This is a genomic window from Ruegeria sp. AE4 (assembly GCF_056542185.1).
The window spans coordinates 55,262-71,661 of record NZ_JBQFZK010000003.1; the positions used below are offsets into that span (position 1 = coordinate 55,262).

Below are 16,400 nucleotides of genomic sequence, written 5' to 3' on the forward strand. Positions count from 1 at the left end.
TTGCCATTGCCTGTGCCGACTGGATGTTTGCCAAAAAAGGCCCCGTGCAATGAAATTCACTCTGTCCTGGCTGAAAGACCACCTCGACACTGATGCTTCGGTTGATGAAATCGCCGAGGTGCTGACCGATCTCGGGCTTGAGGTCGAAGAGATCGTGAACCCGGCCGAACGGCTGGCAGGTTTTACTCTGGGCTATGTGAAACACGCCGAGAAACACCCTGACGCGGACAAGCTGCGCGTTTGCAAGGTCGATACAGACGAGGGCGAGCTACAGATCATCTGCGGTGCGCCCAATGCGCGTGAAGGGATCACCGTCGTGGTCTGCAAACCGGGCATGTACATCCCTGGCCTGGACCTGACCATCAGTGTCGGCAAGATCCGTGGCGTCGAAAGCTTTGGCATGATGGCGTCCGAGCGTGAGCTGGAGCTGTCGGATGAACATGATGGCATCATCGAACTGCCTTCGGGCGAAGTGGGTGATACATTCGTGGACTGGCTTGCAGAAAACGACCCGTCCAAAGTCGATCCGATGATCGAAATCGCGATCACTCCGAACCGCCCGGATGCGTTGGGGGTTGAAGGGATTGCGCGCGATCTGGCCGCGCGTGGAATTGGCACGTTGAAGCAGCGTGATTATACGCCTGTTCCGGGTGATTTCGAGTGTCCGATCAAGGTGTCAATCGAAGAAGACACGCTGGACGGAGCGCCGCATTTCACTGGCCGTCTGATCCGTGGCGTGAAGAATGGCCCCAGCCCGCAATGGCTGCAGGATCAGTTGAAGGCCATAGGTCTGCGTCCGATCTCGGCGCTGGTGGATATCACCAATTACATGACCTACGATCACAACCGCCCGTTGCACGTGTTCGACGCCGACAAGGTGCAGGGCAACCTGCGGGTGCACCGCGCCAAAGGCGGAGAGACGCTGGTCGCGCTGGATGAAAAAGAATACACGCTGCAACCCGGAATGATGGTGATTTCGGATGACAAAGGCCCGGAATCGATTGCGGGCATCATGGGCGGTGAGGAAACCGGATGTACCGAGGAAACGGTAAACGTTTTCCTCGAAAGCGCGTTCTGGGATCATGTGCAAATCGCGCTCACAGGCCGTGCGCTCAAGATCAATTCCGACGCGCGCTATCGGTTCGAGCGCGGTGTTGACCCGGAATACACCCGCGAGGGGCTGGAACACGCGACCCAGATGATCCTGGATATCTGCGGCGGAGAAGCCTCCAACGTGGTTGAGGCCGGCAAAGCGCCGAACCATGCGCGCGCCTACAAGCTGAATGCGGAAAGGGTGCAGTCTCTGGTCGGGATGGATATTCCCGAAAGCGAACAGCGACAGACCCTGACCCGTCTGGGCTTTCGTCTGGAAGGCGAGATGGCCCATGTCCCCAGCTGGCGCCCGGATATCCTGGGCGAGGCCGATCTGGTGGAAGAGGTCGCGCGGATTGCTTCCTTGACCAAGCTGCAAGGCCGGCCGTTGCCGCGCGTGACCGAGGGGATACCGAAACCGGTGATGACCCCGGCGCAGCGCCGTCAGTCCATGGCGCGCCGTACCTGCGCGGCGCTGGGTTATAACGAATGCGTCAGTTATACGTTCATTGATCAGGCTTCGGCGGCTTTGTTCGGTGGTGGCGATACTACGACCATGCTGGAAAACCCGATCTCATCCGAGATGAGCCATATGCGCCCCGATCTACTGCCCGGACTGTTGCAGGCTGCCGCCCGCAATCAGGCGCGCGGATTCGCGGATGTCGCCCTGTTCGAGGTCGGTCCGGTCTTTCACAATGGCGAGCCGGGTGATCAGAAAACCCAGATCACCGGCCTGCTGGTAGGACGTTCTGGCCCCAAGGATGTGCACGGTGCTGCGCGCCCAGTGGACGTGTTCGACGCCAAGGCAGATGTCGAGGCTGTTCTGGCCGCCGTTGGCGCGCCCGAAAAGGTTCAGATTCTGCGCGACGGCGATCCATGGTGGCATCCGGGTCGTCATGGCAAAATCTGTCTGGGTCCGAAAAAAGTACTGGCTGTCTTCGGAGAGTTGCACCCGCGCGTTTTGCAGGCGATGGACATAAAAGGTCAAGTAATGGCATTCACCATCTGGCCGGACGAAGTGCCTTTGCCCCGCAAATCCGGGGCCACCCGCGCTGCGCTGGAACTGCGCGACTTGCAGGCGGTCGAGCGTGATTTTGCCTTTGTTGTCGATGCCGATGTCGAAGCGCTGACGCTGGTAAACGCAGCCGCAGGTGCCGACAAGGCACTGATTGAGGGCGTGCGTGTCTTTGACGAATTCATTGGCGGCAGCCTTGGCGAAGGCAAGAAGTCTCTTGCCATTACCGTGCGTCTGCAACCGACTGAGGCGACGCTGAAGGAAAAGGACATCGAAGCCGTAGCCGAGAAGATCATTGCCAAGGTTGCCAAGGCGACGGGTGGGGTCCTTCGCGGTTAGAGCTCTGAGGCTCCAATGGAAAGCGCGCCTTCGGGCGCGTTTTATTTGGACAGGAACTTGGTCAGTAAGTCATAGACCAGCCGGATGCGGCGGCTGGTGTGCAACTCGCGATGCGTGGTCAACCAGATCGGAAATGTGATGGCCTCCATCCCGGGGCACACACGCTCCATACCTGGTGCCGCATCACCGACGGTCTGCGACATGGGCGCTATGCCAAAGCCTTGTTTGGCGTATTCCCAAGCCACTATTCCGTTCTGAGACCCAAGCCGGAAATTCTCGTTGGTCAGGTGAATGCCAAGCGGTTTCAGATAGGCGATCATCTGATTGTTGTCGCCGAAGCTGATGAACTCATGCCGTGAAAGGTCCTGCTTTGATTTCGGGCGTCCCGCACGGTTGAGATACTCTGTGGTTGCATAGAAATGCCCGGACGCCTCCTGTATCAGTTTCGCGATTAGGTCGGGTTGATCAGGGCGGACATGGCGGATCGCGATATCTGCCTCGCGCCGCATAAGATCCTGAATATCGTTTGAGGCAATCACGTCAATCCGCAGGCGCGGGGCTTGCGCCCGGATTTCGCGCAGCAGGTCGGGCAAGACATAGGCCGACATCACGTCACTGGCGGTGATGCGAACCCGGCCTTCAATGGATTGTGCCTGTCCGGACGCCGTCAGCGCGATGCGATTGGCCGCGTCCCCCATTTTGCGTGTATGATCCAGCAGCTCCAATCCGGCCTGAGTGATCTCAAGAGTTCTGCCAACCCGTTCAAACAGCATCACGCCCAAGTCCTGTTCAAGCGCCGCTATCTGACGACTCAGCGTAGGCTGGGTTTGCCGTAGCTGCCGTGCCGCTGCGGAAAATGACCCGGTTTCAGCCGTCGCCAGAAAGGACCGGATGTGGTTCCAATCAAAATCGCCAAACTCATTCATACAAAAATGTATAGTAAACCTGCAAATTTCGGCAATTTATATTCGGTCTGCGCATGAATAAATTCTCGCCGAAAGGAGACTCCTCAATGACCACCACTGCGAAATTCTGGGATGGAGTGGCCGAGAAATATGCCCGCTCGCCCATCAAAGACATGGCTTCGTACGAGCACACGCTGGAACAGACAGCGTCTTACCTGAAGAAATCCGATGATGTTCTGGAACTTGGGTGCGGCACAGGCATGACTGCTCTGAAGCTGTCCGGATATGTAGGATCTATCACTGCAACCGACGTGTCCCCCGGTATGTTGGCCGTTGGACGTCGAAACGCCGCTTCGCAAAGCATCGAAAACGTCACCTTTGCCGAGGCTGATGCAAATCGACCGCCTGAGGGTTCATTTGATGCGGCGCTGGCATTCAACCTTTTGCATCTGGTCGAAGATCTGGATCTGACTTTGAGCCAAATACATTCGGTCCTTAAACCCGGCGGACTGTTTATTTCGAAAACTTTTTGCCGGCCGTCCAGCGCGGCGAGCCTGAAGTATTACGCTATTCGTCTCGCGCTTCCGATCATGCAGTTCTTTGGTAAGGCTCCGTTTGTGCAATTCCTGTCTGAGGCGGATCTTGATGCGGCCCTTGAACGCGCCGGGTTCAGCATCATCGAGAGCGACAGTTTCCCAATACGTGACGCCCGCCGATTCCTAGTGGCTCGTAAAATGTAAGGTTTTTCCGAAATCCGCGTTGGGCTTTGGGTGTGGGACCCTTAAATTGGGCGGGAACAACATCGGAGTTTGCCATGGGCCTGAACGTTTATCTTTCCGGAGAAATCCACACCGACTGGCGTGAACAGATCATCGATGGAGCGCAAGGGTTGGACGTGACCTTCAACAGCCCCGTTACCGATCACACGGCCAGTGATGATTGTGGTGTGGCCATTCTGGGGGCCGAGCCGAACAAGTATTGGCACGACCACAAGGGAGCGATGGTCAATGCGATCCGAACACGCAAGGGGATTGCGGATGCGGATGTTGTCGTCGTCAGGTTTGGTGACAAGTACAAACAGTGGAACGCTGCCTATGACGCGGGTTACGCTGCAGCACTGGGCAAGTCTATCATCGTTCTGCACGGCCCGGATCACCAGCACGCGCTGAAAGAAGTTGATGCCGCCGCACTGGCCGTGGCGGAAGAACCCGCTCAGGTGGTCGAAATTCTGCGTTACGTGCTGACAGGCGCTCTGCCCGGCTGATCGATAAAAGGGGCGCCGGTTTGGCGCCCCCTTTCTTTCAACTGTTATCAGTCTCGTGCCGGTATGGCTTTGCCGCGCTGAACCGCTGGGCGTTGGAAGAAACGATCAACGTAAGCGACGACATTGGAATAGCCGTCCCAATCAACCACATCCTTCGCGCCATAGAAATCCAGTGCATTCAGCCACGGGGCAAGCGCGATATCCGCGATGGAATATTCGCCCGCGATCCAGTCTTGTCCTTCCAGTTGCGTATTCACCACGTTCAGCAGGCGCTTGGCTTCGTTGATGTAACGCTCGCGCGGGCGCGGATCTTCTATCGCGCTGCCAGCGAATTTGTAGAAAAACCCGAGCTGGCCAAACATTGGCCCGATGCCGCCCATCTGAAACATCAGCCATTGGGTGATCCGGTGCTTGTCTGCTGCGGTTTGGCCAAGGAACTTGCCCGTTTTCTCGGCCAGATACAGCAGGATCGCACCGCTTTCGAACAGGGCCAGCGGTGCACCGTCGGGTCCGTTGGGATCGATTATCGCCGGGATCTTGTTGTTCGGGTTCAGCGACAGGAACTCGGGACTTTTGACATCCGAGTCTGCCAGGGTCACCAGATGTGCCTCATAGGGCAGGCCGGTTTCCTCAAGCATGATCGAGGCTTTGACGCCGTTTGGCGTAGGATAGGAGTAGAGTTGAAGGACCTTGGGATCTTTTGCAGGCCATCTGTCGGTTACGAAAAAAGGCGCAAGTTGAGACATGGTAACTCCTGAGAAATGCCATTTGGGGAAAAATAGGGTGGCTTTCCCCTAAAAAACATACCCTTATTCATGCGTTTAACGCACAATTCCTATGCGCTCATGCGTGAACAGAAGCGTGGTCTTAGAAAACAAGAGGGATGCTATGCTGGAAGAATTCAAGACATTCATTGCCAAGGGCAATGTCATGGACATGGCGGTCGGTATCATTATCGGTGCCGCGTTTACCGCAATTGTTACCTCGTTGGTGGGCGATCTGATCAATCCGCTTATTGGATTGTTCACAGGGGGTATCGACTTTACGAACAATTACGCCGTTCTTGCAGGCGACGTGGCCGAAGGTGCCAGCCTTGAAGCGGCACGTGAAGCAGGCGCATCCGTCTTTGCCTATGGTGCCTTTATTATGGCGATCATCAATTTCCTGATCATCGCCTGGGTCGTCTTCATGTTGGTAAAAATGGTGAACAAGGTCAAAGACGCTGCCGAAGCAAAGGAAGAAGCGGTTGAAGAGGCACCCGCAGGTCCCAGCGAACTGGACATCCTGATGGAAATCCGGGACGCTTTGAAGAAGTAGATCTGTCGTTTCGTTGCGACATCGGGCTCCGCACCAATCGCGGAGCCTGTTTTATTAGAATTGACGAACAGAAAACACGAGGAAATTCGAGATGGAACAAACCGCCGACTTGGCTGAGCAGGCGATTGGTATGGCCAATCAATACTTGCCCATTGCCTTGAATGCAGCGAAGGCTCTGATCGTTCTTGTTCTGGGTTGGATCGCCGCCCGAACGATCGCGGGTGTTGTACGCCGCCGGATCAACAAAACACCGCAGATCGACCCGACATTGGGGAATTTTGCCGCCAGTGTGATCAAGTGGGCGATTTTGGCCATAGTTCTGGTCGCCGTTTTGGGGATCTTCGGGATAGAAGCGACCAGTATCGTCGCCATTCTGGGCGCTGCGTCGCTGGCTGTCGGGTTGGCACTTCAGGGTACACTGAGTGATCTTGCGGCCGGTGTGATGTTGGTGGTTTTCCGACCCTACAAGCTTGGACAGTATGTGGATATCGGTGGCACGGCAGGAACCGTTATGGATCTGAGCCTGTTCACGACCGAGCTTGTGACACCCGACAACGTGCAGATCATTGTTCCAAACGGTCAGGCATGGGGGTCGATCATAACCAATTATTCAGCCCACGACACACGTCGTGTCGATCTGGTGTTTGGAATTGATTACGGGGACAGCGCAGATACCGCCATGCAGATCGTTCTGGATGTGGCCAAGGCCGACCAGCGCATTCACAGCGATCCTGAACCCTGGGTGCGGGTCACGAATCTGGGCGACAGCTCAGTCGATCTGACTGCGCGGCTATGGTGTGCGGCAGCCGATTACTGGGACGTCAAGTTCGAGCTTACGAAGGCGGTGAAAGAGGCGTTTGACGCCAAAGGTGTTTCGATTCCGTATCCGCATTCGGTCGAAATTCAGAAACAGGGGTGACAGCTGGCGCCTATTGTTTGGGCGAGCATTCATCCTTTCCGCGTATTAAAAAGGGCACCGCGCAGAAACGCGGTGCCCTTTTTTGTGAAAGTCGTCGGTTCGGTACCGACCGCGCCACCCCGAGAATTACCATCGACAGGCAACTTCAGGAGTGGAGGTACTTACGATTTGACCACCACGTTTGGCGAAACGACGTCGATGCCAAGGGCCTTGCCAACGGCATAGTATGTCAGTTTGCCAGCATGAACGTTCAGACCTTCCAGCAGGTGCGGATCGTCCTGGCATGCCTGTTTCCATCCCTTGTCGGCCAGCGACAGCATGAACGGCATCGTGGCATTGCCCAGTGCGATGGTCGAGGTGCGCGCGACAGCGCCCGGCATGTTGGCAACGCAATAATGCATGATGCCATCGACATCGTAGATCGGATCGGCATGGGTGGTGGCTTTTGACGTTTCAAAGCACCCGCCTTGGTCGATGGCGACATCCACCAGTACTGCGCCGGGTTTCATCGTCGACAGTTGAGCGCGCGACACCAGTTTCGGTGCGGCTGCGCCGGGGATCAGAACAGCACCGATGACCATATCGGCGTCCTGGATCAGTTCAGCGGTCGCGCCTGCTGTCGAATACTGGTTCTTGAAAGTTCCACCAAAGACATCGTCCAAGTAGCGCAGGCGCGGCAGCGACCGATCCAGAACGGTAACATCAGCCCCCATTCCGGCGGCAATCTTGGCCGCGTGTGTTCCGACGACACCGCCGCCAATCACAACAACTTTGGCCGGGCCGACGCCTGGAACGCCACCCATCAGAACCCCACGGCCGCCATTGGCCTTCTGCAGGGTCCAGGATCCGACCTGAGGGGCCAGACGACCGGCGACCTCGGACATAGGTGCCAGCAGCGGCAGGCCGCCATTGGCATCCGTTACGGTTTCGTAGGCAATTGCGGTACAACCCGATTCCAGCAGGTCATGTGTCTGATCCGGGTCCGGAGCCAGGTGCAGATAGGTGAACAGCAGCTGGTCTTCACGCAGCATCTTGCGTTCCACGGCCTGCGGTTCCTTGACCTTGACGATCATGTCGGCGGTGGCAAACACCTCTTCCGCGGTGTCGATAATTTGCGCGCCTGCGGCGACATAGGCGTCATTGTCGAAACCTGCGCCGATGCCCGCGCCGGACTCGATCAGGACTTGGTGTCCGCGAGCGACCGCTTCTTGAGCAGCATTGGGCGTCATCCCGACGCGGAATTCCTGAGGTTTGATTTCCTTGGGGCAACCGATTTTCATTGGGCTCTCCGTTCATAAGCTGCTTAAATTATGTGCATTTCGTGGCGCAATTTCTGTGAAAGAAAACGTGCCAGTAGACTTTTCTTTGGAAGAATTTCCCGTACTATTCAAAAAACTCGCAAAGGAATTGCAAGAATGAGCCTAGACACGACTGATCGAAAGATTCTGGCCGCACTTCAGAAGAATGGCCGGATGTCGAATTCGGAACTGTCTGAACAGGTCAACCTGTCTCCATCTGCGTGCCACCGCCGCGTTCAACGGTTGGAGGTTGACGGCTATATCCGCAACTATGTGGCTCTGCTGGATGCGCGGAAAATGAACGTGCCTACCACCGTCTTTGTCGAGATCACGCTACAAGGCCAGGCCGAAGAGGTGCTGGATGTGTTCGAAAAGGCGGTGGCCCGAATACCAGATGTGCTGGAGTGCCATCTGATGGCCGGAACCGCAGACTACATTCTGAAGGTCGTGGCGGAAAACACAGAAGATTTCGCGCGTATCCACCGGCAATACTTGTCGCGCTTGCCTGGGGTGGCGCAGATGCAAAGTTCATTTGCGCTGCGTACCGTGTTCAAGACCACGGCCTTGCCGGTCTGATCGTCATAACGGGCCGGGATAGGTGAACAGCAGCAGGTGGGTCAGATTGAACCCGAAATGCATCGCAACAGGCACCCAAAGCCGACCGGTTGCAAAATATCCCAACCCGCACCCCAGCCCGAGAAGGGATGCGAATACCACAAGCGCGGGTCCTCCGCCGATATGCGCCAATCCAAAGAGCAGGCTGGCAGCGACCAGACCGCCTGTTGCCCCAAGGCGCAAGGTAATGGCCGACTGCAAGTAGCCGCGAAAGAACGCCTCTTCCGTAAGACAAGTCAGAAACAGGTTGGACAGGCAAAATACCAGCCACCAATAAGGGGCTGAGAGATCCACGCGCACGGCGCCCAGCGATAGACCCAGCAGAAACAGGCCGGGCAGAATCAGAAAGCCCGCTAGCAAAGGTCTTATTCTGGTCTGGATTGCGCTGTTCAGCATTCCGGGCCAAGCCAAAAGAACGGCAAAGAAGACCATGGGTTTGTCCAGATTCAGGTGCAGTGTGAAACTTGTGCTCGAGGCACTTGCCTGCACTTGATCCAGCAGTTTCAAATTGTTGAATCCTGGCAACAGATGTGCCCCCAATGCCAGGCACCACAGGATCAACAGCGTATGCCCCGCAATAGCCAGCAGACCTGTCCGGCGTGGGAGGAAGAAGGCCACGATCAGACCAAGCGCCACCGCCACGATTGCTGTCGGTGACATCAGCCCGGTAACCGAGGCGACACTGACGAACAGAATCAGCAGGGCAAACGCAAGTCCGGTTCGTCGCCCCATCGCCGCGACTTGCGCCGTGATCAAGATCAGCCAGGGCCAGGTGACCGGCAATGTCGAAAAGAAATACGTCACGGCGTTCTCGTCTGAATTGTGGACCCAGTCATGCCGCACAAAAACAAGGCAATGCAAGCAACCTGAAAGCGTGTGATTGGCGCCTTGTGTCAATTCTTGTGCTTGTATCCTTTGGGCCAGACGTACACATTCGGGTTAAAGACCATATACCCGTCCAGACCCTGATTTCCGATATAGACTGCTGCAAAGGATCGGCTTCGATTTATCTGATGACATCAGGCGGTTACACAGGCCCGATATGGTTCGAACCCGATGACTGAGAAGGAGCTGATCTTGGCTTACGAGAACGATGGGGGCACCAAGAACTGGCTTGAGGCCGAATTGGAAGACACGCTGGATGAAGACTTCGAAATCGAGTTCAGCGAGCCTATGCTGTCGATGGAAGTCCGCAAAATCTATCGGGACCAGCACCCCGAAATGCTGGATCGCAAAGTCTATTTCCGAAACCTGCTGCGGTTGCAGGCCGAGTTGATCAAGGTGCAGGATTGGGTTCAGCACACTGGCGCCAAGGTTTGTATCCTGTTTGAAGGCCGTGATAGTGCGGGCAAGGGGGGCGTGATCAAACGGATCACGCAGCGCCTGAACCCCCGTGTCGCCCGTGTGGTCGCTCTGCCAGCCCCCAGTCGCCGCGAGCAAAGCCAATGGTATTTTCAACGCTACGTGCCGCATCTGCCTGCTGCGGGTGAAATCGTCTTGTTCGACCGCTCGTGGTACAACAGGGCGGGGGTTGAGCGAGTGATGGGCTTTGCGTCCGAGGATCAGGTTGAACAGTTCTTTCAGGACGTTCCCGAATTTGAACGGATGCTGGTGCGGTCAGGGATCATTCTGCTGAAATACTGGTTCTCGATCACGGATGAAGAGCAACAACTGCGGTTCCTCATGCGTATTCACGATCCGATGAAACAGTGGAAACTGTCACCGATGGATCTTGAATCCCGCATTCGCTGGGAGGCGTACACGAAGGCCAAGGAAGACATGTTGTTTCGAACCAACATACCAGAAGCACCGTGGTATATCGTTGAGGGCAATGACAAGAAACGCGAACGTCTGAATTGTATCGAGCATCTGTTGACAAGAATCCCCTACGAAGACGTGCCACAGGAAAAGGTCAATTTGCCTGACCGGCGGTACAATCCTGAATACGAGCGGCGGGTATTGCCAGACGAGCTTTACGTCCCAAAGATTTACTGAGCAACGCATGCGAGGCCGGCAGGGCCGACCTCGCACAATTTCACGTGATCAGGCTGCATCCATCATGCAGTCGTGGGTGAAGATATTGATCATGAAGACATCGCAGCCATCGTCTTCGGCTGTTTGGGTGTCGACAGGCTCAACCTCGGTCTCCGGAGTGGTATCTATGGCTGGCATGATATCGACGTCGTCATTATTGCCTGCCACATCAGTGCCGCCATTCATGTCGTCGCGCCAGTCAAACTCGTCAAACTGAGCTTGCAGGTTTTCAAGGAAGCTGGCGATTTCATCCAGGAAGGCCTGAACATCGAAGCAGAAGGCTTCCGGCTCACTATCATCGACGACTTCGGTATCGGGCGTTTCAGGTTGCGGGTCTTCGGTTTCGGTGACGTCAGTATCCGGCGCTTCAGGTTCCGGTTCTTCAGTTTCGGTTACGTCAGTGTCCGGTGTCTCGGGTGTTGGGTCCTCAGTGCCGGGGGTTTCAGGTTCCGGGTCTTCGGTCTCAGTGACGTCGGTATCGGGCGTTTCTGGGTCCGGCTCTTCCGTCTCTGTGACATCGGTGTCCGGTGTTTCGGGTGTTGGTTCCTCGGTTCCGGGGGTCTCGGTCCCAGGCTCTTCGGTCTCGGTGACGTCAGTATCCGGGGTTTCGGTTTCTGGTTCCTCGGGCTCAGCAACCTCGTCCGGTGTTGTCGGAGGAACGGGCGGGGCGTTTGTATTGCCGTTGTCCAGCATGACAGCCGCGTCGGTTGCGGCAAAGTTTTGCGTGACCATCACGGCATCGAAGCCTTGCATGTCACCGGTTTCGATCCCGATCCCGATATACTTGAAATCCGGGTTCAGGATATTGGCGCGGTGACCCGGACTGTTCATCAGGTTTTGATGCAACTGGGCGACATCGTCGCTGATACCCGGCGCGCCGCGTTCGGACTGCCATGCGATGTTTTCCCCGGTGCGCCAGCTTCCTTCAAGATCGAACCCCGCGTTTTGCATCCGCTGGGTTGCGCTGGAACCGCCTGAACCGGTGTGGCTGAAGGTGTCTGTATTCAACATCCAGGTGCTGTGATCTTCGGACGAGTCGTTCAGCTGCGTTTCAAGCTGCAGCGGGTTGAGCCCGCGGGATGTGCGCTCCTGGTTTATCAGCGCCAGCATCTCGCGTTCGTATGTACTTGCAGTCGACATATTTGCCTCCGTTTGTGTTTGTGTCCTTGCGGACGGGCTCACTTAGAGGCGGGGATGTCGGGGGCGATAGAGGGCGGTGCATATCAGGCGAGTTTTGGCGGCGCGATGCTACCGAGACGAGATTCGCTGCGCTGCAAAGCGCCGGGCAAAACACTGCCTGTACGGAATTGGCAGCTTGCCGCACAACCTGAACCACGAGTCGGCGGATTGTATCCGAGCCCTGAAACGACAAACCCCCGGGCCATGCCTCGGGGGTCGTCAAATAGTGTCATCCAAAGCTGGACGAAATCAAAGATCTTAAAGCAGACCTTCGCGCTGGGCTTTCTTGCGCGCCAGTTTACGGGCACGGCGAATCGCTTCAGCTTTCTCGCGCGCTTTTTTCTCGGACGGTTTCTCGAAATGTTGCTTGAGCTTCATTTCACGGAACACGCCTTCGCGCTGCAGCTTTTTCTTCAGGGCACGAAGCGCCTGATCGACGTTATTGTCGCGAACACTAACCTGCATGTGGTTGTCACCACCTTTCTAGATAGAGTTGCAAGGAAATTGCAGGAGTTGGCCGTATAGCAAAGCCGCCCTAACTTGTCTAGTACTGGGCCTGACAACCGGAGAACCGTCATGACCACCACATATGAAGATGCAAAACGGCAGCTTTTGGACGCGATGCTGAACCATGTTCCTTTCGACGGCTGGTCGGAAGCCAGCTTTCGCGCCTCGGTTTCCGATTGTGGTGTGGATGACGGTTTGGCACGTGCAATCTGCCCGCGTGGGGCGGTTGATCTGGCACTGGCCTTTCATGCGCGCGGCGATCAGGTGATGCTGGACCGCCTCAGGTCCGAGGACATGAGCGGGCTAAAATTTCGCGACAAGATTGCCGCCGCGGTCAGGTTCCGGTTGCAGGCTGTTGAAGACAAAGAGCTGGTGCGCCGGGGCATGACGCTGTTTTCCCTGCCAGCATATGCGGCCGATGGGGCCAAGGCCTTATGGCAGACCTGTGACCTGATCTGGGGCGCGCTGGGCGATACATCGGACGATGTGAACTGGTACACCAAACGGGCAACCTTGTCGGGGGTCTATTCCTCGACCTTGCTGTTCTGGCTGGGCGATGACAGCCCCGACTATCAGCGCACCTGGGAGTTTCTGGATCGCCGGATCGCAAATGTCATGGAGTTCGAAAAGCTCAAGGCTCAGGTGCGTGACAACCCGGTGTTGAAACCCTTTCTTGCAGTTCCGAACTGGCTGGCGGGTCAGGTGAGGGCGCCGTCCAAGATGCAGGGTGATCTGCCTGGAGTGTTGAACCCCCGAAAGTAACACGTCTTGGTGCTGGGCCTTGCCTCTGATGCCTGCTAGGCATTGGGCAAAGGAGGTGCCTATGACCCAGATGATGCGTGCTGTTGAGATCACTCAACCGGGCGGTCCCGATGTATTGCAGCTGACCGAACGCCCTATTCCTAAGCCGGGGGCCGGACAGGTTGTATTGAAAGTAGCCTATGCCGGGGTGAACCGCCCCGACGCTTTGCAACGCGCGGGCGCTTACGATCCGCCGCCGGGTGCCAGCGACCTGCCGGGGCTTGAGGCTTCGGGCGAAGTGGTTTCAGTCGGTGCGGGGGTCGAAGGACTGTCTGTCGGCGATCAGGTCTGCGCACTGCTGCCGGGCGGAGGATATGCGGAATACGTTTCGACTCCAGCGGCCCATTGTTTGCCAGTGCCTGCAGGTATGGGAATGAAAGAGGCAGCGTGTCTGCCCGAGACATTCTTTACAGTCTGGTCCAACGTGTTCATGCGTGGCGGGTTGAAGGCAGGTGAACGCTTTTTGGTTCACGGTGGGTCCAGCGGAATTGGTACGACGGCAATCCAACTGGCCAATGCCTTTGGCGCGCGCGTTTTTGCCACGGCTGGGTCGGATGAAAAATGCGAGGCTTGTGTCAAACTGGGCGCGGAAAAGGCGATCAACTATCGAAACGAGGATTTCGTAGCAGCCATGCGCGCCGAAGGTGGGGCAAACCTGATCCTTGATATGGTCGGCGGTGATTACATCCCCCGCAACGTCAAGGCTCTGGCCGAAGATGGGCGGCTGGTGCAAATCGCGTTTCTGCAAGGCCCGGTGGTCGAGCTGAACTTTGCCCTGATGATGGTCAAGCGCCTGACCCTGACCGGCAGCACCTTGCGCCCACAAAGTGATCTGGCCAAGGCGCAAATCGCGCAGGACCTGCGCGAAGCTGTCTGGCCTCTGTTGGATGCCGGAAAAGTTGCGCCCGTGATGGACAGCGAGTTTGATCTGACCGAGGCCGCCGCAGCCCACGCGCGCATGGAAAGCTCGGGCCATATTGGCAAGATTGTTCTGAAGATTGCGGGTTGAGTTTAGAATGCGCGGGCGTGTCCCGCGCGTTCACGCAACGGCGCGGCGATACAGATGCCACGTGGCATGACCCAGAACTGGCATCACCACGATAAGACCCAGCAGCAGTGGCAAAGCCCCCAGAAACAAAAGCACCGCTACAATAAACCCCCAGGTTAGAGTGACTCCGGGGTTGTGACGCAGCACCCTGAATGATGTCACAACGGCAACCGGCAGGCCCACTTTGCGGTCCAGCAGCAAGGGAAAACTGACGACGCTAATCGCCAAAGCGCAAAGGGCAAAAACAAACCCAACTGCGGTTCCGACAATGACCATCGTCCAGCCCGCAGAGGTCGTAAACACCTGCGTGGCAAATACGCTGAGCGACGCAGGAACCTCGGGGCCCATCGTGTAGGTGTGAATGCTTTGCGCAACCATCAGCCAAAGCAGCAGCAGCATCACAAGGTAAAACCCCAAAACGAGAATTGCTCCAAATGACGGCGAGCGGAATACACCAAATGCGTCCAGCCAGTGAACCTCGCTGCCCTGTTCACGCTTACGGCTGATTTCATAGAGGCCCACGGCCGCAACAGGCCCGATCAGCGCAAAGCCTGCGACCAGAGGGGCCAGAAGCGGAACCAGATTGGCATTCAGGGCAAAGCCGAACATCAAAAGCCCGGCGATCGGATAAACCAGGACAATGAATACGACATCCGCACGAGTTTCGAGAAAATCCTGATACCCCGCCCTCAGGCAGGCCCGTAAGTCTTGCAGGGTCAAGGTCTGCACCATTGGCACTTGCGTTGGATCTGCACTGCCAAGTTGCGAGACGCTTTCGGTGACGTGGTCACTTGTGGCGCCCAGAGCCTGGGCTGCCCAGCTGATCGGATTTCCGATTGTCTTAGCCATTTCTTCACCCTTCCCTGGCGAGACTTGCGCCGCGGAACGGATCCGGCATTCAGTTGCCCGTGGCCGGTCCAACCGGCAACGCCATACCTCAGTATAACATAAATTTGCGAAATCTGGATCAATACTCCGGCATCGGACGGATTGCCCTGTGTCACAGTCATGTTAGCTTGATGGCAGGCAAGAGGAGATCAGGATGCAGCAAACAGCGAAAACGGTTGTGATTCATGAATTTGGTGGGCCTGAGGTTCTGCGGATCGAAGACAGGCCAGTGGGCGACCCCGGTCCGGGTGAGATACGTATTCGGCATCAGGCCTGCGGGTTGAACTTCATCGACGTATATCAACGCACCGGCCTGTATCCCCTTGATCTTCCACATGCTTTAGGCATGGAAGCGGCGGGAACCGTTGAAGCGGTTGGGGAAGGGGTGACCCACCTTCAGCCGGGGCAGCGGGCCGCTTACGCCGCAGCACCGCCCGGTGCATATTGCGAGGCGCGTGTGATGCCCGCAGCGCAGGTTTGCCCGCTACCGGATGGCATCACATTCGAAGCCGGCGCAGCGATGATGCTGAAAGGTCTGACAGTTGAATACCTGTTTCACCGGACCACACCATTGAAGCGGGGCGATACGGTTCTGTTCCATGCGGCAGCTGGCGGGGTCGGGCTGATCGCATGTCAATGGGCTAAATCCGAAGGCATCACGTTGATCGGAACGGCGGGGAGTGACGAGAAATGCAGCCTTGCCCGGTTTAACGGGGCCGCGCATTGCATCAATTACAGGTCCGAGAATTTCGCAGAACGCGTGGTTGAGATTACAAAGGGTCAGGGCGTCGACGTGGTGATGGACTCGGTCGGGGCGGACACATTCGAAGGATCACTGGATTGCCTGAAACCGCTGGGCATGATGATTTCCTTCGGCAACGCCTCGGGCCCGGTTCCACCGTTCAACCTTGGGATTCTGGGTCAGAAAGGCTCGCTCAAGATCACCCGGCCCACGTTATTTACACATATCGCGGATCATGCGGTGTGTCAGGCAATGGCGCGTCGCCTGTTTGGCAAAGTCGAGGGGGGTGAGGTCAAAATCCATGTCGATCAGCGTTTTGCCTTGGATCAGGTTGCTGATGCGCATCGTGCGCTTGAAGCGCGGCAAACGACCGGCAGCACAATTCTGGATCTGTAACGCAGTACCCAAACGCCATCGTCCTTAGAATGCGGATATAT

17 protein-coding genes are annotated in these 16,400 nt (G+C 56.7%); 10 read left to right on the forward strand and 7 right to left on the reverse strand.

Translation table 11 applies throughout. The features are described from left to right. The first annotated feature begins 49 nt into the window (after nt 1-49). Nucleotides 50-2,446: a phenylalanine--tRNA ligase subunit beta gene (pheT, locus tag ACR0EK_RS06820; protein WP_480899188.1), complete on the forward strand. Its 2,397-nt coding sequence runs from the start codon at nt 50-52 to the stop codon at nt 2,444-2,446. 41 nt (nt 2,447-2,487) lie between these two features. Here pheT and ACR0EK_RS06825 read toward each other — a convergent pair whose 3' ends face one another. Continuing rightward, nucleotides 2,488-3,372 (reverse strand): LysR family transcriptional regulator, encoded by an 885-nt coding sequence (locus ACR0EK_RS06825; protein WP_480899190.1) that lies wholly within the window; start codon nt 3,370-3,372, stop codon nt 2,488-2,490. An 86-nt stretch (nt 3,373-3,458) separates the two neighbouring features. On the opposite strand from ACR0EK_RS06825, the gene ACR0EK_RS06830 reads away from it, so the two are divergent. Then, nucleotides 3,459-4,091 (forward strand): methyltransferase domain-containing protein, encoded by a 633-nt coding sequence (locus ACR0EK_RS06830; protein ID WP_480967693.1) that lies wholly within the window; start codon nt 3,459-3,461, stop codon nt 4,089-4,091. A gap of 74 nt (nt 4,092-4,165) precedes the next feature. Next, a complete protein-coding gene (locus tag ACR0EK_RS06835) occupies nt 4,166-4,615 on the forward strand; it encodes a YtoQ family protein (protein ID WP_480899192.1) in 450 nt (149 codons plus the stop codon). Between the two features lie 47 nt (nt 4,616-4,662). On the opposite strand, the gene ACR0EK_RS06840 is transcribed toward ACR0EK_RS06835, so the two are convergent. Beyond that, complete coding sequence (locus ACR0EK_RS06840; RefSeq protein WP_480483025.1) at nt 4,663-5,361, reverse strand: glutathione S-transferase family protein; 699 nt, start codon at nt 5,359-5,361, stop codon at nt 4,663-4,665. Between the two features lie 142 nt (nt 5,362-5,503). On the opposite strand from ACR0EK_RS06840, the gene mscL reads away from it, so the two are divergent. Both mscL and ACR0EK_RS06850 read left to right on the forward strand, forming a co-directional pair. Next, nucleotides 5,504-5,932, forward strand: coding sequence for a large conductance mechanosensitive channel protein MscL (mscL, locus tag ACR0EK_RS06845; protein WP_480899194.1), 429 nt, complete (start codon nt 5,504-5,506; stop codon nt 5,930-5,932). Between the two features lie 130 nt (nt 5,933-6,062). Further along, nucleotides 6,063-6,851 (forward strand): mechanosensitive ion channel family protein, encoded by a 789-nt coding sequence (locus tag ACR0EK_RS06850; protein WP_480899374.1) that lies wholly within the window; start codon nt 6,063-6,065, stop codon nt 6,849-6,851. 161 nt (nt 6,852-7,012) lie between these two features. Here ACR0EK_RS06850 and ald read toward each other — a convergent pair whose 3' ends face one another. Continuing rightward, entirely contained in the window at nt 7,013-8,131 is a 1,119-nt protein-coding gene (ald, locus tag ACR0EK_RS06855; RefSeq protein ID WP_267366958.1) for an alanine dehydrogenase, read from the reverse strand. A gap of 135 nt (nt 8,132-8,266) precedes the next feature. On the opposite strand from ald, the gene ACR0EK_RS06860 reads away from it, so the two are divergent. Beyond that, entirely contained in the window at nt 8,267-8,725 is a 459-nt protein-coding gene (locus ACR0EK_RS06860; protein ID WP_209506641.1) for an Lrp/AsnC family transcriptional regulator, read from the forward strand. Nucleotides 8,726-8,728: 3 nt separating this feature from the next. On the opposite strand, the gene ACR0EK_RS06865 is transcribed toward ACR0EK_RS06860, so the two are convergent. Continuing rightward, nucleotides 8,729-9,568 (reverse strand): CPBP family intramembrane glutamic endopeptidase, encoded by an 840-nt coding sequence (locus ACR0EK_RS06865; RefSeq protein WP_480967694.1) that lies wholly within the window; start codon nt 9,566-9,568, stop codon nt 8,729-8,731. A 252-nt stretch (nt 9,569-9,820) separates the two neighbouring features. On the opposite strand from ACR0EK_RS06865, the gene ppk2 reads away from it, so the two are divergent. Then, nucleotides 9,821-10,759: a polyphosphate kinase 2 gene (gene ppk2, locus ACR0EK_RS06870; protein ID WP_267365547.1), complete on the forward strand. Its 939-nt coding sequence runs from the start codon at nt 9,821-9,823 to the stop codon at nt 10,757-10,759. Nucleotides 10,760-10,807: 48 nt separating this feature from the next. On the opposite strand, the gene ACR0EK_RS06875 is transcribed toward ppk2, so the two are convergent. Together ACR0EK_RS06875 and rpsU are read right to left on the reverse strand one after the other, a co-directional pair. Beyond that, nucleotides 10,808-11,938 carry a CAP domain-containing protein gene (locus tag ACR0EK_RS06875; protein WP_480967695.1) on the reverse strand — a complete coding sequence of 377 codons (1,131 nt, stop codon included), beginning with the start codon at nt 11,936-11,938 and terminating at the stop codon, nt 10,808-10,810. A gap of 297 nt (nt 11,939-12,235) precedes the next feature. Then, complete coding sequence (gene rpsU, locus ACR0EK_RS06880) at nt 12,236-12,442, reverse strand: 30S ribosomal protein S21 (RefSeq protein ID WP_005614280.1); 207 nt, start codon at nt 12,440-12,442, stop codon at nt 12,236-12,238. Nucleotides 12,443-12,553: 111 nt separating this feature from the next. Here rpsU and ACR0EK_RS06885 point away from each other — a divergent pair, with 111 nt between their 5' ends. Continuing rightward, nucleotides 12,554-13,246, forward strand: a complete 693-nt coding sequence (locus tag ACR0EK_RS06885) for a COQ9 family protein (RefSeq protein ID WP_480967696.1) — start codon at nt 12,554-12,556, stop codon at nt 13,244-13,246. Between the two features lie 61 nt (nt 13,247-13,307). Further along, entirely contained in the window at nt 13,308-14,294 is a 987-nt protein-coding gene (locus tag ACR0EK_RS06890; RefSeq protein ID WP_480899201.1) for an NAD(P)H-quinone oxidoreductase, read from the forward strand. A 30-nt stretch (nt 14,295-14,324) separates the two neighbouring features. On the opposite strand, the gene ACR0EK_RS06895 is transcribed toward ACR0EK_RS06890, so the two are convergent. Then, the gene (locus ACR0EK_RS06895) at nt 14,325-15,182 is read right to left on the reverse strand and encodes a DUF2189 domain-containing protein (RefSeq protein ID WP_480899202.1); all 858 of its coding nucleotides are present in this window, start codon (nt 15,180-15,182) and stop codon (nt 14,325-14,327) included. A 193-nt stretch (nt 15,183-15,375) separates the two neighbouring features. On the opposite strand from ACR0EK_RS06895, the gene ACR0EK_RS06900 reads away from it, so the two are divergent. Further along, on the forward strand, nt 15,376-16,359 hold the full coding sequence (locus ACR0EK_RS06900; RefSeq protein ID WP_480899203.1) for a quinone oxidoreductase family protein: 984 nt from the start codon (nt 15,376-15,378) through the stop codon (nt 16,357-16,359). Nucleotides 16,360-16,400: the final 41 nt, after the last annotated feature.

Bases quoted from the DNA above. Each gene is read 5' to 3' on its own strand.
- rpsU (WP_005614280.1), bottom strand. From the start codon at position 12,442: ATGCAGGTTAGTGTTCGCGACAATAACGTCGATCAGGCGCTTCGTGCC.
- ACR0EK_RS06840 (WP_480483025.1), bottom strand. From the start codon at position 5,361: ATGTCTCAACTTGCGCCTTTTTTCGTAACCGACAGATGGCCTGCAAAA.
- pheT (WP_480899188.1), top strand. From the start codon at position 50: ATGAAATTCACTCTGTCCTGGCTGAAAGACCACCTCGACACTGATGCT.
- ald (WP_267366958.1), bottom strand. From the start codon at position 8,131: ATGAAAATCGGTTGCCCCAAGGAAATCAAACCTCAGGAATTCCGCGTC.
- ACR0EK_RS06825 (WP_480899190.1), bottom strand. From the start codon at position 3,372: ATGAATGAGTTTGGCGATTTTGATTGGAACCACATCCGGTCCTTTCTG.
- ACR0EK_RS06860 (WP_209506641.1), top strand. From the start codon at position 8,267: ATGAGCCTAGACACGACTGATCGAAAGATTCTGGCCGCACTTCAGAAG.
- ACR0EK_RS06875 (WP_480967695.1), bottom strand. From the start codon at position 11,938: ATGTCGACTGCAAGTACATACGAACGCGAGATGCTGGCGCTGATAAAC.
- ACR0EK_RS06900 (WP_480899203.1), top strand. From the start codon at position 15,376: ATGCAGCAAACAGCGAAAACGGTTGTGATTCATGAATTTGGTGGGCCT.
- ACR0EK_RS06850 (WP_480899374.1), top strand. From the start codon at position 6,063: ATGGCCAATCAATACTTGCCCATTGCCTTGAATGCAGCGAAGGCTCTG.
- ACR0EK_RS06830 (WP_480967693.1), top strand. From the start codon at position 3,459: ATGACCACCACTGCGAAATTCTGGGATGGAGTGGCCGAGAAATATGCC.
- ACR0EK_RS06885 (WP_480967696.1), top strand. From the start codon at position 12,554: ATGACCACCACATATGAAGATGCAAAACGGCAGCTTTTGGACGCGATG.
- ppk2 (WP_267365547.1), top strand. From the start codon at position 9,821: ATGACTGAGAAGGAGCTGATCTTGGCTTACGAGAACGATGGGGGCACC.
- ACR0EK_RS06890 (WP_480899201.1), top strand. From the start codon at position 13,308: ATGACCCAGATGATGCGTGCTGTTGAGATCACTCAACCGGGCGGTCCC.
- mscL (WP_480899194.1), top strand. From the start codon at position 5,504: ATGCTGGAAGAATTCAAGACATTCATTGCCAAGGGCAATGTCATGGAC.
- ACR0EK_RS06835 (WP_480899192.1), top strand. From the start codon at position 4,166: ATGGGCCTGAACGTTTATCTTTCCGGAGAAATCCACACCGACTGGCGT.
- ACR0EK_RS06895 (WP_480899202.1), bottom strand. From the start codon at position 15,182: ATGGCTAAGACAATCGGAAATCCGATCAGCTGGGCAGCCCAGGCTCTG.